Source organism: Enterobacter cloacae complex sp. HYC080_NIDB (genome assembly GCF_056673325.1).
On sequence record NZ_CP114212.1, the window covers coordinates 3,480,991 to 3,504,303 of the forward strand.

Consider the following 23,313-nt stretch of genomic DNA (forward strand, 5'->3'; position numbering starts at 1 on the left):
ATGCGTCAGCTTAACCGTCTTAACCAGTATCACCGTTTATGGCAGCCGTCCGAAGGTGCGACGCAGCAGGTCACTATCAGCGAGCTGGCAGCCCGCTGTTTTTGTAGCGAGCGGCATGTCCGAACGCTGCTGCGTCAGGCTCAGGAGGCGGGCTGGCTGAGCTGGCGCGCGCAGTCTGGTCGCGGCAAGCGCGGCGAACTGACGTTCCATGCCACCCCTGAGTCGCTGCGCAATATGATGATGGAAGAAGCGCTGAAGAGCGGACAGCAGCATAACGCGCTGGAGCTGGCCCAGCTTGCGCCTGACGAGCTGCGTTCGTTACTGCATCCGTTTTTGGGTGGGCAATGGCAAAACGACACGCCGACGCTGCGCATCCCCTACTATCGCTCGCTGGAACCCCTTCAGCCGGGTTTTTTACCGGGCCGGGCCGAGCAACATCTGGCAGGACAGGTGTTCTCAGGCTTGACGCGATTTAACGGTAACAGCAGTGAACCCACCGGCGATCTGGCGCATCACTGGGAGGTCTCTGCTGACGGGCTGCGCTGGCATTTCTATATTCGCTCCACGCTGCACTGGCATGACGGCGATAAAATAGAAACGGCGCAACTCCAGCGAAGCCTGACGGCGTTGTTAGCGCAGCCCATCATGCGAACGCTTTTTCAGAGCGTCTTGTCTGTCGAAACCACACATCCGCAATGTCTGACGTTTGTTTTACATCAACCGGACTACTGGCTGGCGCACAGGCTGGCAACCTACTGTAGCCGTCTGGCGCATCCCGATCGCCCGGTCGTCGGCAGTGGTCCCTTCCGGCTGACCCTCTTTGAGCCCGACCTGGTACGCCTGGAAAGCCATGAGCAGTACCACCTGAGTCATCCGCTGCTTAAGGCCATCGAGTACTGGATCACTCCCCAGCTTTTTGATTACAGGCTGGGTACCAGCTGTCGCCACCCGGTGCAAATCGCCATTGGCGAGGCCGATGAGCTCGAAAGCCTGCGGCTGGTGAGCAGCAGCACCAGCCTGGGCTTCTGTTATCTCACGCTGAAACAGAGCGCGCGGCTGAGTGAGATCCAGGCAAAGCGGCTGATTAATATCATTCATCTCTCCAGGCTTCTGCACACGCTTCCGCTCAACGAAGGGCTCATCACGCCAACTCATGAACTGCTTCCCGGCTGGACAATCCCGGAATGGCCTGATTTGACGGACATTGCCCTCCCTGAGGCGTTGACGCTGGTTTATCATCTGCCCGTTGAGCTTCACACCATGGCCAGCCAGCTGAAGGAGTACCTCGCCCTGCAGGGTTGTGAATTGACCGTCATCTTTCACGACGCGAAGACGTGGGATGGATGCCAGCAGCTTGCCGATGCAGACATCATGATGGGAGATAAGCTGATTGGCGAAGCGCCAGCGTATACGCTTGAGCAGTGGCTCCGCTGTGATGCGCTTTGGCCGCATGTGTTAAGCGCACCGGCTTACGCCCATTTGCAAGCCACGCTGGATGCGGTGCAGGCCCAAGCCGAGTCCCGGGACCGACACGCGGGGCTGCAAGCCATTTTCAGCCGCTTAATGGAGAACGCGGTGTTGACGCCGCTCTTTAATTATCAGTATCAAATCAGCGCGCCGCCAGGCGTAAACGGGATACGCCTTAACACCCGCGGCTGGTTTGATTTTACCGAAGCCTGGCTGCCTGCCCCCAAATCGTGAAGAAGCTGGTCGCCGCCGTAGCCAGGCGGTAACATAACGTTTTTACCGTAACTGTTGAGATGATTTATGAAACGTGCCGTCGTCGTGTTCAGCGGAGGACAAGACTCTACTACTTGCCTGGTTCAGGCCCTTCATCAGTATGATGAAGTTCACTGTGTGACCTTCGATTATGGTCAGCGCCACCGCGCTGAAATCGACGTTGCCCGTGAACTGGCCCTCAAACTGGGGGCACGCGCGCACAAGGTGCTGGACGTTACGCTGTTAAATGAACTGGCTGTCAGTAGCCTCACCCGCGACAGCATTCCTGTACCGGATTATGAACCCGATGCCAGCGGCATTCCGAATACCTTCGTACCGGGCCGCAATATTCTGTTTCTGACCCTGACGGCGATCTACGCCTACCAGGTGAAAGCCGAAGCGGTAATCACCGGCGTATGCGAAACAGACTTCTCCGGCTACCCGGACTGCCGTGACGAATTCGTGAAAGCATTAAACCATGCCGTCAATCTGGGCATGGCGAAAGAGACGCGCTTTGAGACGCCGTTGATGTGGCTGGATAAAGCCGAAACCTGGGCCCTGGCGGACTACTGGGGCAAGCTGGATCTGGTTCGCAGTGAAACCCTCACCTGCTATAACGGCATCAAAGGCGACGGTTGCGGCCAGTGCGCGGCCTGTAATCTTCGCGCTAACGGGCTGAACCACTATCTGGCCGATAAAGCCGGCGTGATGGCCGCAATGAAGCAAAAGACCGGGCTTAAATAACGCTACTTAACCGTGCTGTCGAACAGTTTTACGCCGGCAGCACGAGTCACTTTCATTAGCGTCGTCAGCGTTGGGTTGCCGTTGTCAGATAAGGTTCGGTATAACTGTTGGCGGGACAGACCGGATTTGGCAGCAATTTCACCTATGCCACCGCGGGATTCGATAACACGTCTTAGCGCGATTAAGTATGCAGGGATTCCCTGGTCTTCATAAATCTCATCCAACGCAACCTGCAGATATAGCTGAGCGTAGGAAGGGTTTTCGCGAAGCATTTTTACGACGGCTTCATCGTGACTGACGGAGCTAGAGAATTTTCGTTCGCTTTTGCTCATCGGATTTCTCCTTTTGATGGTCATTCCAGTAATCAATTGCCAGTTTCACATCGGTCCTTTGACTCTTTTTGTCACCCCCAATCAGCAACAATAGGATCTCCCGATGTTGTACTGCAAAATAGATTCGATATCCGGGACCACAATCAATTTTCAATTCCCAGATACCATCTCTGAGATACCGGTAATCGCCGAAGTTCCCTTTCTCTGCACGGTCAATTCGCAAAAGAATCCGAAACACTAATTCCGGATCCTTTCGCTTCATCTTCGCTACCCACTCCTCAAATGGCACTTTTCCGTCACGGGTACGGTAGCGTTCAACAACGTAGTCCCTGTCCATGATTCTATCCCTGGAAAAACGTTTTGTCTTTTATAAAAGACAAAATTTCTAAACGATCATCAACTCCAGCTTCTCCCGCAATGCCCCTTCCAGCGGCAGAGCCTTCTGGGTTTTCAGATCGATACAGACAAAGGTGATCAGTGCATCAGCCACCACCTGCCCTTCAGGATCGAGCGTCACCACCTGGCTTAATACACCACTCTTGCCGTTGAGCTGTTGCACCTGACTGGTCACCGTGAGCACATCGCCCAGCACGGCCGGGCGGCGGTAGTTGATGTTGATATTGACGACCACGAACGCGATGTTATGCGCGCTCAACCACTGAAAGCTTTCGCTGTTTTCCAGCCCGTCCCAGCGCGCTTCTTCAAGGAACTCAAGATAGCGGGCATTGTTAACGTGCTGGTAAACATCAAGGTGGTAACCGCGTACTTTGATTTTTGTCTGCATAGCGCAATAGCCTTTACTGTTGTTATAGGATCAGAGGTCATAACTGGTATGACCTCTTTATCCTGGCAAATTATCGCCGCAGTGCAAGTAATTGTGAGATTACAACGTCAGGTGTGAGAGGTTACGCTCCACCAGCGCGCTGCCCATGCCCGGCACCTGTTTGAGGTCGTCGACAGTTTTGAAAGGACCATACTCTTCGCGGTAGCTGACGATGGCCTGTGCTTTTTTCAGGCCGACACCGTTCAATGCGCGGGCGAGATCTTCCGCAGAGGCCGAATTGATACTGACCCGCGTACCGTCATCATCCGCCGTTTTACCGGCATCAGCCGCTTTGGATTGCCCTTGCACTGACGCTGAGGCGTCAGACTTGCTCTGCACCGTCTGTGCTTTGGCTGCGGGCGTCGCGGCCAGCGCGCTCGTGGTCATCCCGGTGGTGGCAATAGCCAGCGCAATTAACAGTGATTTGATTCCACATTTCATGCTGTTTTCTCCTTGTTTGTTGACAGCCACGTCACGATAGCCGCCCGGAAAAACAGCTACAAACAGCAGATTGCAGAAATGGAAAAGGCCGCGAAAGCGGCCTTTAGTTTTTGCAGAGCGTTACGAAAATCTGCGAGCAGAGACGTAATTATTGCTGCTGAGTCATCACATCGCCCAGCTTGATTTTGGCATCTTTACGCAGGTTGCTCATCATGGCTTCGAAAGCAATCTGAGCATTGTTCTGGGTAATGCCCTGAACCATCGCCTTCTTCTGCGCTGCTGGCAGGGTACCGGCTTTTACTTCGTCCAGCGCCAGCAGAACAACGTTACCCTGCATATCGGTGGTGGTGCCGAAGCTTGGTTTGTCCTTCGCAGGCAGAGTCAGGCCAAACGCAGCCTGGCTGATGGGGTCCTGACCGGTACGGCTCAGCGTTTTCGCTTCACCGAAGCTCAGGCCTGCCGCTTTCAGCGCATCGTCTTTGCCCGCTTTCAGATCAGCCAGAATCTTCTCAGCATCCAGTTTCGCCTGCTGTTCCGCTTTGTTGTGCTTAACCTGAGCGGCAACCTGATCCTTCACTTCTGCCAGCGGTTTGACCGCTTCCGGCTTGTGCTCGCTGACGCGCAGCACGAACGCACGGTCACCGTCGACGGTAATGATGTCAGAGTTGCTGCCTGGCGTGCCGTTCTCGCCCACCAGACCACCGTTAAAGATGGCGTCTGAAACCGGTTTAAAGTTCAGCTCTTCCGGCAGGTTGTCACGACCAAACCAGCCCGTCTCAACCGCTTTCACCCCAGCAGCCTGCTCAGCACCCGCCAGCGATTCGTTGTCGTTGCTGGCGGCATCGCTCACCTTCTGTTGAAGTGCGTAGTAGGCATCCAGCGCTTTTTCCTGTTTCACTTTCGCCGCGATATCATCACGAACGTCAGCCAGCGGCTTGGTTTTCGCCGCGGTGATGTCGTCCAGACGCGCGACCAGGAAACCAACGGAAGACTTAATGACACCAGAAAGCTGGCCTTTCTCTTTCAGACCCGCATTTTTTAGTTCGTCCGGCGTGGTTGCGTCTTCCAGCCAGCCCATATCACCGCCGTTTTTGGCAGAGATAATATCGGTGGATTTTGCTTTCGCGAGGGTGGCGAAATCAGCCCCTTTATTCAGCTCATCCAGTACCGCTTTGGCGTCAGCCTCGGTTTTAGTCTGAATCACGCTGTAGCGGTTACGCTGCGGCTGAGTGAACTGATCCTGATGCTGATCGTAGTAAGACTGAATTTCTGTATCAGACGCCGTTTCCTGCAGCCCGGCAGCATCCAGCTTGATGTAGCTCACGCGGAACTGCTCTGGAGAAACGAAGGTATTTTTGTTCTGCTCGTACCAGGCGTTCAGTTCCGCGTCGCTGACCTGCTGTTTGGCCGCCAGGGCGTTAACATCAATGGTCGCTTCACGGACAACGCGCTGCTGCGCCACCAGCGCGGCCAGCTCTTCCGTCTCACCTTTGAGCATGAAATCGGTGCCCACAACGGCATTGATAAGCTGCTGAGTGGTCAGCTGGTTACGCAGCGCCTGAGCGTATTGGTCTGCCGTCATGCCCATCTGGTTGACGATGCTATTGTAACGTGCGTTGTCGAATTTACCGTTTGACTGGAATGCCTGAGTGGCGAAGATCGCTTTTTTCACCTGCTCATCGCTGATGCCAAGACCCAGCTTTTTGGCATACTGATCCAGTAACGCTTCGTCGATAAGACGGTTCAGCGTCTGTTGGCGCAGGGTCTTCATATACCCTTCATTCGCCGCCAGTTCAGAGAATTGGTCGCCCAGCTGTTGCTGCATACGGTTACGTTCACCGGCAAAAGCATTCTCGAACTGACCACGGCTGATCTCCTGGCCATTCACTTTTGCGGCATAGTTCGCGCCACCGCCAATAAGGTAACTGCTCACGCCGGTCAATATGAACGACACGATAATGATACCGAAAATAATCTTGAGCACGAGACTGTTAGCAGCCGTGCGTAAGCTGTCCATCATGGTGTAACAACACTCCGCTGTAGGTGACTGGTTACCTGACGCTGACGGAAAATCCTGCCCGTCGCGCGTAAAGGCGTATTGTGACAAGAAAACGGGGCGATTGTCAGCCCACAACTCGCATAAACTCGCACAAATCAGGTCTGGACAAACAAAAAAGGCACATCAAATGATGCGCCCTTGTACTTTCCGGCTTCCCTGAAACGGGAAAGCAATCAATTTACTGCGTCTTTCAGCGCTTTACCTGCACGGAAACCCGGCACTTTAGCAGCAGCAATGGTGATCTCTTTACCGGTCTGAGGGTTGCGGCCAGTACGGGCAGCACGCTCTTTAACAGCAAAAGTACCGAAGCCTACCAGTGCAACGTCGTCTCCAGCCTGCAGAGATTCAGTAACAGAAGCAATTAATGCATCTAACGCACGTCCAGCTGCAGCTTTAGAAATATCAGCACCAGCAGCAATTTTGTCAATCAGTTGAGATTTATTCACTGTTCTCTTCCTCTCTTTATAATTTATATCGCGTCTGAGTCCTTCACAACGCGACCGCGCAGCAGTTATATCAGGCCTGCCATGACCTTACAACACCCGTTGTTGATGGCTGACCTAATCAGCAATCTAAATTAGCTATACAAAAAAAGGCTGGCAAGTGCGAAATGCCTTACCAGCCTTGTTTTTATTGACGCTCTTTGCGCGAGGTCACTATTTTGCGGTTACAACCTGCATTCCGGACGGTTCATTCTGCAATGCGAGAGTAAGAACTTCCTCAATTCGCTTAACAGGATGAATCTGCAGATCGGCAATTACGTTGTCCGGAATCTCTTCCAGATCGCGTTTATTCTCGTAAGGAATCAATACGGTTTTGATCCCACCACGGTGTGCCGCCAGCAGTTTTTCTTTTAACCCGCCGATAGGCAGAACCTGACCACGCAGGGTGATTTCACCGGTCATTGCCACATCAGCGCGTACCGGGTTGCCTGTCAGACAGGAGACCAGCGCCGTACACATGGCAATACCCGCGCTTGGACCATCTTTCGGCGTCGCCCCTTCCGGGACGTGAACGTGGATGTCGCGTTTTTCGTAGAAATCCGGGTTAATACCCAGTTTTTCCGCGCGCGCGCGCACCACGGTCAGCGCCGCCTGAATGGACTCCTGCATCACTTCACCCAGCGAGCCGGTGTAGGTCAGCTTGCCTTTACCCGGCACGCAGGCGGTTTCGATGGTCAGCAGATCGCCGCCCACTTCCGTCCATGCCAGACCGGTCACCTGGCCTACGCGGTTTTCGTTATCCGCACGGCCATAGTCAAAGCGCTGAACGCCCAGGTAGGCATGCAGATTGTCGCCGTTGATCACAATGTGTTTCAGGCTCTTATCCAGCAGCAGCTGTTTCACCGCCTTGCGGCACAATTTAGAGATTTCACGCTCAAGGCTACGCACGCCCGCTTCACGGGTGTAATAGCGAATGATGCCGATAATCGCGCTGTCCTCGACGGTCAGCTCGTTGGCCTTCAGTGCGTTACGCTCAATCTGTTTCGGCAGCAGGTGCTGTTTCGCGATATTCAGCTTCTCGTCTTCGGTGTAACCGGAGAGGCGGATCACTTCCATACGGTCCAGCAGCGGGGCCGGTATGTTCATGGAGTTGGAGGTTGCCACGAACATCACATCGCTCAGGTCGTAGTCCACTTCCAGGTAGTGATCGCTGAACGCCACGTTCTGTTCAGGATCAAGCACTTCCAGCAGTGCAGAGGCCGGATCGCCACGCATGTCCGAAGACATTTTGTCGATCTCATCAAGCAGGAACAGCGGGTTTTTAACGCCCACTTTCGCCATCTTCTGGATCAGTTTACCCGGCATAGAACCGATGTAGGTACGACGGTGACCGCGGATTTCCGCTTCATCGCGTACGCCACCCAGCGCCATACGGATATACTTACGTCCGGTCGCTTTGGCGATGGACTGTCCCAGAGAGGTTTTACCCACCCCCGGCGGTCCTACCAGACACAGAATTGGGCCTTTGATTTTGTTTACACGGCTTTGTACCGCGAGGTACTCAAGAATGCGGTCTTTCACGCGTTCCAGGCCGTAGTGGTCGGTATCCAGGATCTCCTGCGCCTGACGCAGGTCTTTTTTGACCTTGCTGCGGGCGTTCCACGGAACCTGCACCATCCACTCAATGTAGCCGCGTACGACGGTTGCTTCAGCCGACATTGGAGACATCATTTTCAGCTTCTGCAGTTCTGCTTCGGCTTTCTCTTTCGCCTCTTTCGGCATCTTCGCCGCGTCGATTTTGCGCTTCAGCGCTTCGTTTTCATCCGGCGCGTCGTCCATCTCGCCGAGCTCTTTCTGAATCGCTTTCATTTGCTCATTCAGATAGTACTCACGCTGAGATTTCTCCATCTGCTTTTTGACGCGGTTGCGAATACGTTTCTCAACCTGCAGCAGATCGATTTCAGACTCCATCATCGCCATCAGGTATTCCAGACGTTCGTTAACGTCGGACATTTCCAGCACGGACTGTTTGTCAGCCAGCTTCAGCGGCATGTGTGCTGCGATGGTGTCCGCCAGACGCGCAGGATCGTCGATGCTGTTCAGCGACGTCAGCACTTCTGGTGGGATTTTTTTATTCAGCTTGATATAGCCTTCAAACTGGCTAATTGCGGTGCGCACCAGCACTTCCTGCTCGCGCTCATCAAGCTCAGGCGAATCAAGGTACTCTGCCTTGGCAGAGAAGTGTTCGCCGTCATCTGACAGAGTGGTAATACGCGCACGCTGCAGCCCTTCGACCAGCACCTTCACGGTGCCGTCAGGCAGCTTCAGCATCTGCAAAATAGAGGCCACGGTCCCGACGGTGAAAAGATCGTTTACACCCGGCTCATCCGTCGATGCTTCTTTCTGTGCCACCAGCATGATTTTTTTATCATGATCCATGGCGGCTTCGAGGCAACGGATAGATTTTTCCCGCCCTACAAACAAGGGTATGACCATGTGCGGATAAACCACCACATCGCGCAACGGCAATACGGGGATTTCAATGCGTTCAGAACGCTCAGGATTCATAGAGCTCTCTCTTAGTTTAGTGTCCGCCAGGTAAGCTGGTCATGTCACTGTACTTCACATAACCATTAACATGTATCCAGTATATGGGGATGTTTCCCACACATTCAACGCTATGAATACGGAAAAAGTAAAGGGGAGATAAAATCCCCCCTTTTTAATTAACTGCTTGTATGATTTGGTGAATTATTCGCCAGATGCCTGCTGGGCTTCCGGTTTACCGTAAATCAGCAGCGGCTTGGTTTGGCCGCTGATTACGGACTCGTCGATAACCACTTTCTCAACATCTTCCATCGACGGCAGATCGTACATGGTGTCGAGCAGCGCCGCTTCAACGATTGAACGCAGACCACGCGCACCGGTTTTACGGATCATCGCTTTCTTAGCAATCGCATCAAGCGCTTCGTCACGGAATTCCAGGTCAACCCCTTCCAGATTGAACAGCGCCTGGTACTGCTTGGTCAGCGCATTTTTCGGCTCTTTCAGGATCTGAATCAGCGCCTCTTCACTCAGCTCATTCAGCGTTGCCACAACGGGCAGACGGCCAATGAACTCAGGAATCAGACCGAATTTGATCAGATCTTCAGGTTCAACCTGCGAAAGCAGTTCACCTTCGTTCGGTTTTTCGGACGAGGCTTTTACCGTCGCGCCGAAACCAATGCCGGAGCCGGTTTCAACACGGTGGGAAATGACTTTATCCAGACCGGCAAACGCACCGCCACAGATGAACAGGATCTTGGAAGTATCAACCTGCAGGAACTCCTGCTGAGGATGCTTACGCCCCCCCTGCGGTGGAACGGCGGCAACCGTACCTTCGATCAGCTTCAGCAGCGCCTGCTGCACGCCTTCACCCGACACGTCGCGGGTGATGGACGGGTTGTCTGATTTACGGGAGATCTTGTCGATCTCATCAATATAAACAATGCCGCGCTGTGCTTTCTGTACGTCGTAATCGCACTTCTGCAGCAGTTTCTGAATGATGTTCTCAACGTCTTCACCCACATAACCGGCTTCGGTCAGGGTTGTGGCATCGGCCATGGTAAACGGAACATCCAGCAGGCGCGCCAGGGTTTCCGCCAGCAACGTTTTACCGGAACCCGTCGGTCCGATGAGCAGGATGTTACTTTTACCCAGTTCTACGCCATTACTGGTGTCGCCGTTACGCAGACGTTTGTAGTGGTTATATACCGCTACCGCCAGCACTTTCTTCGCCTGCTCTTGTCCGATGACATAGTCGTCAAGGTGATGACGAATTTCATGCGGCGTTGGCAATGCGCTACGCTCACGGTGCGGCGCAACTTCTTTAATCTCTTCGCGAATGATGTCGTTACATAAATCAACACATTCGTCGCAGATATACACGGACGGCCCGGCAATCAGTTTACGCACTTCATGCTGGCTTTTGCCGCAAAAAGAGCAGTACAGCAGTTTGCCCGAACCATCTTTGCGTTTATCTGTCATGAGTCCAAACCTCTTTTTAAGTTCTTTGTGCCGCACATGACGACGCAAATGCCATTCTAAGACGCGTACTGCTTAAAGCAGCGTGCCGCCCTACCTTAGTATAGCGGCACACTCGCGTCGCGGGCATCAATTACGATGGGTCAATACGGAGTCGACTAAGCCGTACTCAACTGCCTCTGGAGCAGAGAGGAAGCGATCGCGCTCGGTATCGCGCTCGATCTGCTCGAGAGATTGACCTGTATGCTGCGCCATAAGTTCATTCATGCGCGCTTTTACTTTCAGAATTTCGCGGGCGTGGATTTCGATATCCGTCGCCTGCCCCTGGTAACCACCCAGCGGCTGGTGAATCATCACACGGGAGTTAGGCAGGCAGAAACGCTTACCTTTCGCCCCTGCGGTTAACAGGAAGGCACCCATGGATGCAGCCTGACCCATACAGATCGTGCTGACATCTGGCTTGATGAATTGCATGGTGTCATAAATGGACATACCCGCCGTAATCACACCGCCTGGCGAGTTGATGTACAGGTAAATGTCTTTTTCCGGGTTTTCCGCTTCCAGGAACAGCATCTGCGCTACGATCAGGTTAGCCATATGGTCTTCTACCTGGCCGGTCAGAAAGATAACGCGTTCCTTGAGCAGACGGGAATAGATATCGAAAGAACGCTCACCACGTGAGGTCTGTTCAACAACCATTGGCACCAGCGCCATATGGGGTGCAAAGTTATCTCGTTCGCCACTGTATGACATTTCCGTCTCCTGGTTCAAAATTGAAAACACCTGCTGTACTGATTGTAACCTTATGGACGGATTATCAGCCAGTCTCAATCATCGTGATTACATACTTATGGGGTTCGCCACGCCCTATTTCAAGCATAACAACCTTTTGTTGTAACGCTAACACTGAAAGGGCGTTTTAGCACCCTTCCAGGACTAAAGCTGCGATAAAAAAAACCCGTCGCCGGAGGGCAACGGGTTTTTTGGTCAAACTTTAAACCGTTAGGGCGTTATTACGCCTGCTGGTTCATCAGTTCGTTGAAAGAGGTCGCTTTTTCGGTCACTTTCGCTTTCGCCAGAACCGCTTCAACAGCCTGCTCTTCCAGTGCGACGTTGCGCATGTTGTCCATCAGCTCTTTGTTCTTACCGTAGAACTCGATCACTTCTGATGGATCTTCGTATGCGGAAGCCATCTCTTCGATCAGGCCTTTCACGCGCTCTTCGTCAGCTTTCAGCTCGTGGGTACGAATCACTTCGCCCAGCAGCAGGCCAACAACAACGCGACGTTTCGCTTGCTCTTCAAACAGCTCGCGTGGCAGTTCCATCGCTTGCTGCTGGTTGCCACCGAAACGCTGTGCAGCCTGACGGCGCAGCACGTCGATTTCGCTGTCGATCAGGGCTGCAGGAACGTCGATGTCGTTCGCTTTCACCAGACCTTCAATCGCCTGAGATTTCACACGGTTACGCACAGCACCGTTCAGCTCGCGCTCCATGTTCTTACGCACTTCGGTACGCAGGCCAGCAACTGAACCATCTTCCACGCCGAAACGCTTGATGAATTCTTCAGTCAGTTCTGGCAGTTCGCGCTCTTCCACTTTCTTCAGGTTGATCACGAACTTCGCTGCTTTACCTTTCAGGTTTTCAGCGTGGTATTCTTCAGGGAAGGTCACGTCGATAGTGAACTCTTCGCCAGCCTTGTGGCCTTTGATACCGTCTTCGAAGCCTGGGATCATACGACCCTGGCCCATTGCCAGTACGAAGTCAGACGCTTTGCCGCCTTCGAACTCTTCGCCGTCTACAGAACCGGTGAAGTCGATGGTCACACGGTCTTCCGCGTCAACAGCGCCTTCTTTCTCTTTCCAGTTCGCCTGCTGCTTGCGCAGGGTGTCCAGCATGCCGTCAACATCTTCGTCAGTCACGGAGACAATCGGTTTTTCAACTTCGATAGATTCCAGACCTTTCAGCTCAACTTCCGGGTACACTTCGAACTCTACGGAGTAAGTGAAGTCTTCGCCCAGTTTGTATTCGCCTGGAACGTAGTTTGGCGCGCCGGCCGGATTGATTTTTTCTTTGATGATCGCATCAATAAAGTTGCGGCTCATCAGTTCACCCAGCACATCCTGACGCACAGAGGCGCCATAACGCTGAGCAACAACATTCATTGGAACTTTGCCCTTACGGAAGCCGTCAATACGTACTTTTTTTGCTACGTTGACCAGCTCGCTTTTCACAGCAGTTTCGATGCTGTCAGCAGCGATAGTAATCGTTACACGGCGGCCAAGGCCTTGAGTGGTTTCAACTGAAACTTGCATCTTGTTACCTCAAAAAAATCACAGTGCTCGGTCAACTCTGAATCTGTCTGTTATACCGGGATGCTCTCTTAGTGCAGATTCACATTCCCTGTCGCCAGAATCATCCCGAAGACATTCAATAAGACGCGGCATTATAGCGGCATCACTTAGGTGAGTCGAGAACGGTTGGGGCATGTTGCTGCGGCTTTTTTCACACTTTAAGGCTATTTTTAGCCTTAAAATCGCTCCATCCGCTCAAAACTCAGACAAAACAAAACGGCCCGGAGGCCGTTTTGAGGAAATCTGTAAGCAACATACTGGAAAAGCTCCAGCCGTTGCAAATCCGATTTATCAGGCGATGGTGCCTGCACCGCGACACGGCGGTGATGCGAAAACCGTATCCTGCAAGCCTTCCCATTCCTTAATGGTGTAGGTATGCAGTGCCAGCGCATGCACGGTGGTGGAGAGTTCTTCCGTCAAGGTGCTGTAGATCAAGCGGTGTCGGTTCAGGAAACGTTCTCCCGTGAAGCGATCGCTAACCAGAACCACTTTAAAGTGGCTTTCAGAACCTGCCGGCACGTTATGACGATAGCTCTCGTCGACGACTTCGAGGAACACAGGGTTGAACGCTGCCCTTAATTTATCTTCTATCTGCTCACGTATCATCATGAAATTACTCCTCCGACAACGCCAGGATGTCACCCATCCCTTTAAATGTTAGCCGCTTTTACCGTTTCCATTACACCTTGACAACAAATATTTAGCTTTCGTCTGATTTTCTCATTCAAACGAATGAAGTTCATTGCGAGACTCATACCTTTCGTCATTCGCGAGAGGAGAAAATGGGTGAGTTGGTCAGTTTTCGGACAAGGCGATGAATTTACATGCGTTGACCACTTCCCCTGGCCGTTAGCGATGTTATGATGGCGGCAATTTTCCTCTCTATTATGCTTACGATTCGTTGAGAACCTGAAAATGTTAAAAAAACTCTTCTTTCCGTTGGTAGCCCTTTTTATGCTGGCAGGCTGTGCAACCCCGCCTACCACCATTGATGTCTCACCAAAAATTACGCTGCCTCAACAGGATCCAAGCCTGATGGGCGTCACCGTGAGCATTAACGGTGCCGATCAGCGTCAGGACCAGGCTCTGGCAAAAGTGACCCGCGATAACCAGCAGGTAACCCTGACCGCGTCCCGCGACCTGCGTTTCCTGCTGCAGGAAGTGCTTGAGAAGCAAATGACCGCTCGCGGCTATATGATTGGCCCAAGCGGTGCGGTTGATCTGCAGATCATCGTTAACAACCTGTACGCAGACGTGTCTCAGGGCAACGTGCGTTACAACATCGCGACCAAAGCAGATATCGCCATCATTGCTACCGCGAAAAACGGTAATAAGATGACCAAAAACTACCGTGCGAGCTACTCTGTCGAAGGCGCGTTCCAGGCATCGAATAAAAATATTGCTGATGCGGTTAACAGCGTGCTGACGGATACCATTTCCGACATGGCGCAGGACACCAGCATCCACGACTTCATCAAGCAGAACGCACGTTAATCCTGCCGACTGACCCGGTGCTTCACCGGGTCAGTTCATAAGAACATGTCCAGCCATTACTTACGCATTTTCCAGCAACCGAAATCAGCGATTCTGCTGATCCTCGGCTTTGCCTCGGGTTTACCTCTCGCGCTCACCTCCGGCACGCTTCAGGCGTGGATGACGGTCGAAAATATCGATCTCAAAACCATCGGTTTCTTCTCCCTTGTCGGTCAGGCCTATGTCTTTAAGTTCCTGTGGTCTCCGGTCATGGATCGCTACACGCCACCTTTCCTGGGACGTCGTCGCGGCTGGTTAGTGATGACGCAAGTCTTGCTGCTGCTGGCCATTGCGGCGATGGGTTTTCTTGAGCCGACCACACAGCTTCGCTGGATGGCCGCACTTGCGGTCGTGATTGCCTTCTGTTCCGCCTCCCAGGATATTGTCTTTGACGCCTGGAAGACGGACGTTTTGCCTGCGGAAGAGCGCGGCGCCGGTGCCGCGATCAGCGTGCTGGGCTATCGCCTCGGGATGCTGGTCTCCGGGGGACTGGCACTGTGGCTGGCTGACCGTTACCTCGGCTGGCAGGGTATGTACTGGCTGATGGCCGCCCTGCTTATCCCGTGCATTATCGCGACGATCTTTGCTCCCGAACCGAGCGATGTCATTCCGGTCCCCCGCTCGCTGGAGCAGGCCGTGGCCGAACCGCTGCGCGACTTTTTTGGTCGCAACAATGCCTGGCTGATCCTGCTGCTCATCGTCCTTTATAAGCTGGGGGATGCGTTCGCCATGAGCCTGACCACCACCTTCCTGATACGCGGTGTCGGTTTTGATGCCGGTGAAGTGGGTGTGGTAAACAAAACGCTGGGACTGTTTGCGACGATTGTGGGCGCGCTGTATGGCGGCGTGCTGATGCAGCGCCTAACCCTGTTTCGCGCACTGCTGATTTTCGGCATCCTTCAGGGAGCCTCTAACGCGGGCTACTGGCTGCTGTCGATTACCGATAAACATATGATCAGCATGGCCGCGGCGGTGTTCTTCGAGAACCTCTGCGGCGGCATGGGCACCGCGGCATTTGTTGCCCTGTTGATGACGCTTTGCAATAAATCATTTTCCGCTACGCAGTTTGCGTTGCTCTCGGCGCTCTCTGCCGTGGGTCGCGTGTACGTTGGACCGATTGCGGGCTGGTTCGTGGAAGCCCACGGCTGGCCAACGTTTTATCTCTTCTCTGTCGTGGCTGCCGTGCCGGGAATTTTATTGCTGCTGGTCTGCCGTCAGACGCTGGAATATACGCAGCGGACCGAACACTTTATGCCGCGCACCGAATATCATACCGCCTACCGTTTTGCGTTACGTCTGTTAATGGTGGGCTGCGTTGCTCTGGCACTCTGGCTTGTGGTGCTGATTATTAACGCCAGCACGTCACTGGCACTCCCGTTCGAAGCGCTTCTTCTGGACGCGGGCGCCCTGCTGGCTATTGCCGGGATCCTGACCGGGGGTCTGCTCGATTTCATGGCGTTGCGTAAAACGCAGATGACCTGAAGAAAAATGCGAAAGGTTATTTCCCGTTGTAATCACTAACTGAAATTATAACGGCGAAATAGCCAGCCCCCCCAAAAAAATATTTGTTGTTTTGTGCGGGATAGGATTTGGAAATTATTGGCTCCAGTTCCAAAACGCTATTTTTCATTAAACGATTCAGCATCCGATAGTTTGATTTTTCGTTTTTTAGATGTCTTTTTATTGATAATTAATTGTTAATTTTTTGTTTATTTTTAACAATGGTTATACCAATTGCCCCTTTTAGGGTATGCTTGGGGGTCCTTTCGTTATAAAGCCCACGCCATGCGGCTTCTGTCATAAAAACCGACATAATTTGCAACACTTGTGACACGTGCGGCAGAACCCGGTAACACCTTCCTGACACAGGCCTAATGATGTTTACAGTAATGTAACCTTCCCGTAAAATGCCCGCACACTTTAAACGCCACCAGACTCCGTGGAATTGAGGTCGTTAAATGAGACTCGGGAAATACAATAAAAGTTTGGGATGGTTGTCATTATTCGCGGGCACTGTATTACTCAGTGGCTGCGATTCTGCACTACTAGACCCCAAAGGACAGATTGGACTGGAACAACGTTCACTGATACTGACGGCTTTTGGCCTGATGTTGATTGTGGTTATTCCTGCCATTTTGATGGCTGTTGGTTTCGCCTGGAAGTATCGTGCGAGCAATAAAGATGCGAAGTATAGCCCTAACTGGTCACACTCCAATAAAGTGGAAGCTGTGGTCTGGACGGTACCTATTCTGATCATCCTGTTCCTTGCCGTACTGACCTGGAAAACCACTCACGCACTTGAGCCAAGCAAACCACTGGTTCACGATGAGAAACCTATTACCATTGAAGTGGTCTCCATGGACTGGAAATGGTTCTTCATCTATCCAGAGCAGGGTATTGCTACCGTGAATGAAATCGCCTTCCCGGCGAACACTCCGGTTCAGTTCAAAGTGACCTCCAACTCCGTAATGAACTCCTTCTTCATCCCACGTCTGGGTAGCCAGATCTACGCGATGGCCGGTATGCAGACTAACCTGCATCTGATCGCGAATGAAGCAGGCACCTATGATGGTATCTCCGCCAGCTATAGCGGCCCGGGCTTCTCAGGTATGAAGTTCAAAGCTATTGCAACGCCAGACCGTGCCGCTTTCGACCAGTGGGTTGAAAAAGCGAAGCAGTCTCCAAACACCATGTCTGACATGGCGGCGTTCGAAAAAGTGGCTGCACCTAGCGAATACAACAAGGTGGAGTACTTCTCTAATGTGAAACCTGATTTGTTCAAAGATGTCATTGGCAAATTTATGGATCACGGCAAGAGCATGGACATGACCCAGCCTGAAGGCGAGCACAGCGCGCATGAAGGTATGGAAGGCATGGACATGAGCCACGCGGAAACCGCTCACTAAGGGGCCGAGGAAGAAAATGTTCGGAAAATTGACACTGGATGCAGTGCCCTACCATGAACCGATTATCGTGGTTACGGTGGCTGCAATTATCATTGGTGGCGCGGCCTTACTGGCCCTGATCACTTACTTCGGTAAGTGGAGCTACCTGTGGAACGAGTGGCTGACTTCGGTTGACCACAAAAAACTCGGTATCATGTACTGCATCGTCGGTATCGTCATGTTAATTCGTGGCTTTGCGGATGCGATCATGATGCGTAGCCAGCAAGCACTCGCTTCTGCGGGTGAAGCCGGCTTCCTGCCGCCGCACCACTACGATCAGATCTTTACCGCTCACGGCGTTATCATGATCTTCTTCGTAGCGATGCCGCTGGTTATCGGTCTGATGAACGTGGTCGTTCCGCTGCAAATCGGCGCGCGCGACGTGGCGTTCCCGTTCCTGAACAACCTGAGCTTCTGGTTCACGGTTGTCGGCGTTATCCTGGTTAACCTGTCACTGGGTGTGGGCGAATTCGCGCAGACCGGCTGGCTGGCATACCCGCCGCTATCAGGAATTGAGTACAGTCCGGGCGTTGGCGTTGACTACTGGATCTGGGCGCTTCAGCTCTCCGGTGTCGGTACCACCCTGACCGGTATCAACTTCTTCGTGACCATTATCAAGATGCGTGCCCCTGGCATGACCATGTTCAAGATGCCGGTATTTACCTGGGCATCTCTGTGCGCCAACATCCTGATTATTGCCTCTTTCCCAATTCTGACCGTCACCATCGCGCTGCTGACCCTGGACCGCTACCTGGGCACCCATTTCTTCACGAATGATATGGGTGGCAACATGATGATGTACATCAACCTGATTTGGGCCTGGGGTCACCCGGAAGTGTACATCCTGGTTCTGCCTGTCTTCGGTGTGTTCTCCGAAATCGCGGCAACCTTCTCGCGTAAACGTCTGTTTGGTTACACCTCTCTGGTGTGGGCAACCGTGTGTATTACCGTTCTGTCGTTCATCGTTTGGCTGCACCACTTCTTCACCATGGGTGCGGGCGCGAACGTAAACGCCTTCTTCGGTATCACTACTATGATTATCGCCATCCCGACCGGGGTGAAGATCTTCAACTGGCTGTTCACCATGTACCAGGGCCGTATCGTGTTCCACTCAGCGATGCTGTGGACCATCGGCTTCATCGTGACCTTCTCCGTAGGTGGGATGACCGGTGTACTGCTGGCGGTACCAGGTGCTGACTTCGTTCTGCACAACAGTCTGTTCCTGATTGCGCACTTCCATAACGTTATCATCGGTGGCGTGGTCTTCGGCTGCTTCGCGGGCGTAACCTACTGGTGGCCAAAAGCGTTCGGCTTCACGCTGAACGAGAAATGGGGTAAACGCGCGTTCTGGTTCTGGATCATCGGCTTCTTCGTGGCATTTATGCCGCTGTACGTGCTGGGCTTCATGGGTATGACCCGTCGTCTGAGCCAGCAGATCGATCCGCAGTTCCACCCAATGCTGATGGTTGCAGCGGGCGGTGCGGTGCTGATTGCCTGCGGTATCGCGTCTCAGCTGATTCAGTTCTACGTGTCTATTCGCGACCGCGATCAGAACCGTGACCTGACCGGTGACCCATGGGGTGGCCGTACGCTGGAGTGGGCGACCTCTTCTCCACCGCCTTTCTATAACTTTGCCATCGTGCCGCAGGTTCATGAACGCGACGCATTCTGGGAAATGAAAGAAAAAGGTGAAGCGTACAAGCAACCTGCTCATTACGAAGAGATCCATATGCCGAAAAACAGCGGTGCGGGCATTGTCATTGCCGCCTTCGCTACGGTATTTGGTTTCGCAATGATCTGGCACATCTGGTGGATGGCGATTGTTGGCTTCGCTGGCATCGTAATCAGCTGGATTGTGAAGAGCTTTGACGAGGACGTGGACTACTACGTACCAGTCCGTGAAGTTGAAAAGCTGGAAAATCAGCATTTCGACGAGATTTCTAAAGCGGGGCTGAAAAATGGCAACTGATACTCTGGCGCACTCAACTGCCCACGCGCATGAACATGCGCACCACGATACAGGACCGACCAAAGTCTTCGGTTTCTGGATCTACCTGATGAGCGACTGCATTCTGTTCTGCTGTCTGTTCGCGACCTATGCCGTTCTGGTGAACGGCACAGCGGGCGGCCCGACCGGCAAGGACATCTTTGAACTGCCGTTCGTTCTGGTTGAAACCGCACTGCTGTTATTCAGCTCTATCACCTACGGCATGGCGGCTATCGCCATGTACAAAAACAACAAGAGCCAGGTTGTCTCCTGGCTGGCGTTGACCTGGCTGTTTGGTGCTGGATTTATCGGGATGGAAATCTATGAATTCCATCACCTGATTATGGAAGGCTTTGGTCCGGATCGCAGTGGCTTCCTGTCCGCGTTCTTCGCGCTGGTCGGTACCCACGGTCTGCACGTGACCTCGGGTCTGATCTGGATGGCAGTACTGATGTTCCAGATCTCCCGTCGCGGCCTGACCAGCACTAACCGTACCCGTATCCTGTGCCTGAGCCTGTTCTGGCACTTCCTGGACGTGGTGTGGATCTGTGTGTTCTCTGTTGTCTATCTGATGGGGGCGATGTAATGAGTCATTCTAACGATCATGGCGCTTCCCATGGCAGCGTAAAAACCTACATGACAGGTTTCATCCTGTCGATCATCCTGACGGTGATCCCGTTCTGGATGGTGATGAGCGGTTCTGCGTCTAAACCGGTTATCCTGGGAGCAATCCTGGTGACCGCGGTGATTCAGATTCTGGTGCATCTGGTTTGCTTCCTGCACATGAACACCAAGTCCGATGAAGGCTGGAACATGACGGCCTTTATCTTTACCGTGATTATCATCGCTATCCTGGTAGTCGGTTCCATCTGGATTATGTGGAACCTCAACTACAACATGATGGTTCACTAAGAGCGGCGAGTATGTTTAAGCAATACCTGCAAGTAACGAAACCAGGCATCATCTTTGGCAACCTGATCTCCGTGATCGGAGGGTTCCTGCTGGCCTCTAAAGGCAGCATTGATTACGCCCTCTTTATTTACACGCTGGTCGGTGTGTCACTGGTTGTTGCGTCCGGTTGTGTATTTAACAACTACATCGACATGGATATCGACAAGAAGATGGAAAGGACCAAAAATCGGGTGCTGGTGAAAGGCCTGATCGCCCCTTCCGTCTCGCTGGTGTACGCCACCTTGCTGGGTATTGCTGGCTTTATGCTGCTGTGGTTTGGTGCTAACCCACTTGCCTGCTGGCTGGGGGTGATGGGGTTCGTGGTCTATGTGGGCGTCTACAGCCTGTATATGAAACGTCACTCCGTCTACGGCACGCTGATTGGTTCTCTCTCCGGCGCTGCGCCGCCGGTGATTGGCTACTGCGCCGTCACGAACGAGTTCGACAGCGGTGCGCTGATCCTGCTGGCTATCTTTAGCCTGTGGCAGATGCCGCACTCCTATGCCATCGCGATTTTCCGCTTTAAGGATTATCAGGCAGCGAACATCCCGGTTCTGCCGGTCGTGAAGGGCATTTCGGTTGCCAAGAACCACATCACGCTTTACATCATCGCCTTTGCCGTAGCAACGCTGATGCTCTCTCTGGGTGGTTACGCCGGGTATAAATATCTGGCGGTAGCGGCTGCAGTGAGCGTCTGGTGGCTTGGCATGGCGCTGCGCGGATACAAAGTGGAAGATGACAAAGTCTGGGCACGTAAGCTGTTTGTGTTCTCCATTGTCGCCATCACTTCTCTGTCCGTGATGATGTCCGTGGATTTCATGGTGCCAGATTCGCACAACCTGCTGACTTACGTCTGGTAAGCGACAACAGGTCAATAAAAGGGTGCTTCGGCACCCTTTTTTATTCACAAAATCAATTAATAACGCATGTAATATTTGTTAAATAAGCCCTTATTTACCCCGCCCCTTCCCCGCACTACACTATGGCCTGCTTTTGAACTGAGGTGGTAATGAACGATTATAAAATGACGCCAGGCGAGCTACGCGCGACCTGGGGCTTAGGGACTGTCTTCTCGCTACGGATGCTCGGCATGTTTATGGTCCTGCCTGTTCTGACCACCTACGGCATGGCGCTGCAGGGGGCGAGCGAGGCATTGATTGGCCTGGCCATTGGCATTTACGGTCTGGCCCAGGCGGTCTTCCAGATCCCGTTTGGCCTGCTCTCTGACCGGGTTGGCCGAAAGCCACTGATTGTCGGTGGCCTGCTTATTTTTGTTCTGGGCAGTGTGATTGCCGCCCTCTCCCACTCCATCTGGGGGATTATTCTTGGCCGCGCCCTTCAGGGCTCCGGCGCGATTGCCGCCGCCGTGATGGCGCTGTTGTCCGATCTCACCCGCGAACAGAACCGGACTAAAGCGATGGCGTTCATCGGCGTTAGCTTTGGCGTCACCTTCGCCATTGCGATGGTATTGGGCCCGATAATCACCCATGCGCTTGGCCTGCACGCGCTGTTCTGGATGATTGCCGTGCTGGCAACCCTCGGTATTGGCTTAACCCTGTGGGTCGTCCCGGACAGCAAAAACCACGTCCTCAACCGTGAATCGGGAATGGTAAAGGGCTGCTTCAGCAAAGTGCTGGTTGAGCCACGCCTGCTGAAGCTTAACTTCGGCATTATGTGTCTGCACATCCTCCTGATGTCGACCTTTGTCGCCCTTCCCGGCCAGCTGGCCGCTGCGGGCTTCCCGGCAGCCGAGCACTGGAAAATCTATCTGGTCACGATGCTGATTTCCTTTGTCTCCGTCGTGCCATTCATTATCTACGCTGAAGTGAAGCGCAAGATGAAGCGCGTCTTTATTGGCTGCGTAGCACTGTTGCTGATAGCTGAGATTGTGCTCTGGGGTGCCGGCCCGCACTTCTGGGAGCTGATTGCCGGCGTGCAGCTGTTCTTCCTGGCGTTTAACCTGATGGAAGCCCTGCTGCCGTCGCTGATCAGCAAAGAGTCCCCTGCCGGTTACAAAGGCACGGCGATGGGCATCTACTCCACCAGCCAGTTCCTCGGCGTGGCCATTGGCGGCTCGCTTGGCGGCTGGGTGGACGGTCTGTTTGACTCTCAAACCGTGTTTCTCGCGGGCGCACTGCTGGCGACAGTCTGGCTGCTGGTCGCCAGTACCATGAAAGAGCCGCGCTACGTGAGCAGCCTGCGGGTAGAAATCCCGGATGATGTTCAGATTAGCGACGCGCTGAAACAGCGTCTGGAAGCAAAAGAGGGTGTGACGGAGGTCCTGATTGTCCCGGAAGAGCGCAGCGCTTACGTCAAGATAGACAGCAAAATGACCAACCGCTTCGAAGTGGAGCAGGCCCTGAAAGCATGAAAAAGCCCGGTTGAACCGGGCTTTTTGCTATTAATCGCGGAAGTTTTTAAACTGGAACGGTTGTCCCAGATCGCCGCCTCGCACCAGCGCCATCACGGACTGCAGGTCATCGCGGGACTTGCCGGTGACGCGAATCTCTTCACCCTGGATCTGCGCCTGCACCTTCAGCTTGCTGTCTTTAATGAGCTTCACGATCTTCTTCTGCACCGCGCCCTCAATGCCCTGCTTCAGTTTAGCTTCAACGAACCAGGTTTTACCGCTGTGCACAAACTCTTCCGGCACATCCAGAGAGGTCCCTTCAATGCCGCGTTTTAACAGCTTGGCGCGCAAAATGTCGAGCAGCTGATTCACCTGGAAATCAGACTCGCTCAGCACCTTAATGGTCTTATTTGCGTCGTTCAGCTCAAACGACGCCTCAACGCCACGAAAATCGAAACGTGACTCAACTTCGCGGGTTGCGTTCTCAACGCCGTTGCGAACTTCCTGGATATCAACTTCGGAAACAATATCGAAAGATGGCATCTTTTCTTCTCCCTTCACTTTTGTTGCGTTGCATAATACCCGCTACGAGGCATAACTCAACAGAAGCTT

The 23,313-nt window shown here is 53.2% G+C and carries 22 protein-coding genes; 10 read left to right on the top strand and 12 right to left on the bottom strand.

Features of this window, described 5'->3' with window-relative positions:
• Both O1723_RS16610 and queC read left to right on the top strand, forming a co-directional pair.
• Positions 1 to 1,701, top strand: a complete 1,701-nt coding sequence (locus O1723_RS16610) for an SgrR family transcriptional regulator (RefSeq protein ID WP_014882782.1) — start codon at positions 1 to 3, stop codon at positions 1,699 to 1,701.
• A 66-nt stretch (positions 1,702 to 1,767) separates the two neighbouring features.
• Entirely contained in the window at positions 1,768 to 2,463 is a 696-nt protein-coding gene (gene queC, locus O1723_RS16615; protein ID WP_014882781.1) for a 7-cyano-7-deazaguanine synthase QueC, read from the top strand.
• 2 nt (positions 2,464 to 2,465) lie between these two features.
• Here the strand turns inward: queC and O1723_RS16620 are convergent, their stop codons facing one another.
• From O1723_RS16620 to bolA, 11 genes are all read right to left on the bottom strand, one after another.
• Entirely contained in the window at positions 2,466 to 2,795 is a 330-nt protein-coding gene (locus O1723_RS16620) for an addiction module antidote protein (RefSeq protein WP_014882780.1), read from the bottom strand.
• On the bottom strand, positions 2,767 to 3,132 hold the full coding sequence (locus O1723_RS16625) for a type II toxin-antitoxin system RelE/ParE family toxin (RefSeq protein ID WP_023336820.1): 366 nt from the start codon (positions 3,130 to 3,132) through the stop codon (positions 2,767 to 2,769). The genes O1723_RS16620 and O1723_RS16625 overlap by 29 nt, the downstream gene beginning before the upstream one ends.
• Positions 3,133 to 3,180: 48 nt before the next feature.
• Positions 3,181 to 3,579, bottom strand: a complete 399-nt coding sequence (locus O1723_RS16630) for a YbgC/FadM family acyl-CoA thioesterase (RefSeq protein ID WP_023336819.1) — start codon at positions 3,577 to 3,579, stop codon at positions 3,181 to 3,183.
• Positions 3,580 to 3,678: 99 nt separating this feature from the next.
• Positions 3,679 to 4,059 carry a helix-hairpin-helix domain-containing protein gene (locus O1723_RS16635; protein ID WP_023336818.1) on the bottom strand — a complete coding sequence of 127 codons (381 nt, stop codon included), beginning with the start codon at positions 4,057 to 4,059 and terminating at the stop codon, positions 3,679 to 3,681.
• Between the two features lie 148 nt (positions 4,060 to 4,207).
• Positions 4,208 to 6,079 carry a peptidylprolyl isomerase gene (gene ppiD, locus O1723_RS16640; RefSeq protein ID WP_023336817.1) on the bottom strand — a complete coding sequence of 624 codons (1,872 nt, stop codon included), beginning with the start codon at positions 6,077 to 6,079 and terminating at the stop codon, positions 4,208 to 4,210.
• A gap of 212 nt (positions 6,080 to 6,291) precedes the next feature.
• Positions 6,292 to 6,564, bottom strand: coding sequence for a nucleoid-associated protein HU-beta (gene hupB / locus O1723_RS16645; protein ID WP_002444653.1), 273 nt, complete (start codon positions 6,562 to 6,564; stop codon positions 6,292 to 6,294).
• Between the two features lie 210 nt (positions 6,565 to 6,774).
• Positions 6,775 to 9,129: an endopeptidase La gene (lon, locus tag O1723_RS16650; RefSeq protein ID WP_014882775.1), complete on the bottom strand. Its 2,355-nt coding sequence runs from the start codon at positions 9,127 to 9,129 to the stop codon at positions 6,775 to 6,777.
• Between the two features lie 183 nt (positions 9,130 to 9,312).
• Complete coding sequence (gene clpX, locus O1723_RS16655) at positions 9,313 to 10,587, bottom strand: ATP-dependent protease ATP-binding subunit ClpX (RefSeq protein WP_014882774.1); 1,275 nt, start codon at positions 10,585 to 10,587, stop codon at positions 9,313 to 9,315.
• Between the two features lie 126 nt (positions 10,588 to 10,713).
• Complete coding sequence (gene clpP, locus O1723_RS16660; RefSeq protein WP_248190916.1) at positions 10,714 to 11,337, bottom strand: ATP-dependent Clp endopeptidase proteolytic subunit ClpP; 624 nt, start codon at positions 11,335 to 11,337, stop codon at positions 10,714 to 10,716.
• A gap of 260 nt (positions 11,338 to 11,597) precedes the next feature.
• Positions 11,598 to 12,896, bottom strand: coding sequence for a trigger factor (gene tig, locus O1723_RS16665; RefSeq protein WP_014882773.1), 1,299 nt, complete (start codon positions 12,894 to 12,896; stop codon positions 11,598 to 11,600).
• 330 nt (positions 12,897 to 13,226) lie between these two features.
• Complete coding sequence (bolA, locus tag O1723_RS16670) at positions 13,227 to 13,544, bottom strand: transcriptional regulator BolA (RefSeq protein ID WP_013095855.1); 318 nt, start codon at positions 13,542 to 13,544, stop codon at positions 13,227 to 13,229.
• 306 nt (positions 13,545 to 13,850) lie between these two features.
• On the opposite strand from bolA, the gene O1723_RS16675 reads away from it, so the two are divergent.
• The 8 genes from O1723_RS16675 to O1723_RS16710 all read left to right on the top strand — a co-directional run bounded on the left by O1723_RS16675 (position 13,851) and on the right by O1723_RS16710 (position 22,722).
• Positions 13,851 to 14,429 (top strand): lipoprotein, encoded by a 579-nt coding sequence (locus O1723_RS16675; protein ID WP_014882772.1) that lies wholly within the window; start codon positions 13,851 to 13,853, stop codon positions 14,427 to 14,429.
• Positions 14,430 to 14,474: 45 nt separating this feature from the next.
• Positions 14,475 to 15,950 (top strand): muropeptide MFS transporter AmpG, encoded by a 1,476-nt coding sequence (gene ampG, locus O1723_RS16680; RefSeq protein WP_023332233.1) that lies wholly within the window; start codon positions 14,475 to 14,477, stop codon positions 15,948 to 15,950.
• Positions 15,951 to 16,426: 476 nt separating this feature from the next.
• A complete protein-coding gene (gene cyoA / locus O1723_RS16685) occupies positions 16,427 to 17,374 on the top strand; it encodes a cytochrome o ubiquinol oxidase subunit II (RefSeq protein ID WP_014882770.1) in 948 nt (315 codons plus the stop codon).
• Positions 17,375 to 17,390: 16 nt separating this feature from the next.
• Entirely contained in the window at positions 17,391 to 19,382 is a 1,992-nt protein-coding gene (cyoB, locus tag O1723_RS16690; protein WP_014168864.1) for a cytochrome o ubiquinol oxidase subunit I, read from the top strand.
• Positions 19,372 to 19,986, top strand: coding sequence for a cytochrome o ubiquinol oxidase subunit III (locus O1723_RS16695; protein WP_008503324.1), 615 nt, complete (start codon positions 19,372 to 19,374; stop codon positions 19,984 to 19,986). The genes cyoB and O1723_RS16695 overlap by 11 nt, the downstream gene beginning before the upstream one ends.
• Positions 19,986 to 20,312 carry a cytochrome o ubiquinol oxidase subunit IV gene (locus tag O1723_RS16700; protein WP_006176899.1) on the top strand — a complete coding sequence of 109 codons (327 nt, stop codon included), beginning with the start codon at positions 19,986 to 19,988 and terminating at the stop codon, positions 20,310 to 20,312. The genes O1723_RS16695 and O1723_RS16700 overlap by 1 nt, the downstream gene beginning before the upstream one ends.
• An 11-nt stretch (positions 20,313 to 20,323) precedes the next feature.
• Positions 20,324 to 21,211 (top strand): heme o synthase, encoded by an 888-nt coding sequence (gene cyoE, locus O1723_RS16705; protein ID WP_014882769.1) that lies wholly within the window; start codon positions 20,324 to 20,326, stop codon positions 21,209 to 21,211.
• A 149-nt stretch (positions 21,212 to 21,360) separates the two neighbouring features.
• Positions 21,361 to 22,722: an MFS transporter gene (locus tag O1723_RS16710; RefSeq protein WP_014882768.1), complete on the top strand. Its 1,362-nt coding sequence runs from the start codon at positions 21,361 to 21,363 to the stop codon at positions 22,720 to 22,722.
• Between the two features lie 30 nt (positions 22,723 to 22,752).
• Here the strand turns inward: O1723_RS16710 and O1723_RS16715 are convergent, their stop codons facing one another.
• Positions 22,753 to 23,244: a YajQ family cyclic di-GMP-binding protein gene (locus O1723_RS16715; protein WP_014882767.1), complete on the bottom strand. Its 492-nt coding sequence runs from the start codon at positions 23,242 to 23,244 to the stop codon at positions 22,753 to 22,755.
• Positions 23,245 to 23,313: the final 69 nt, after the last annotated feature.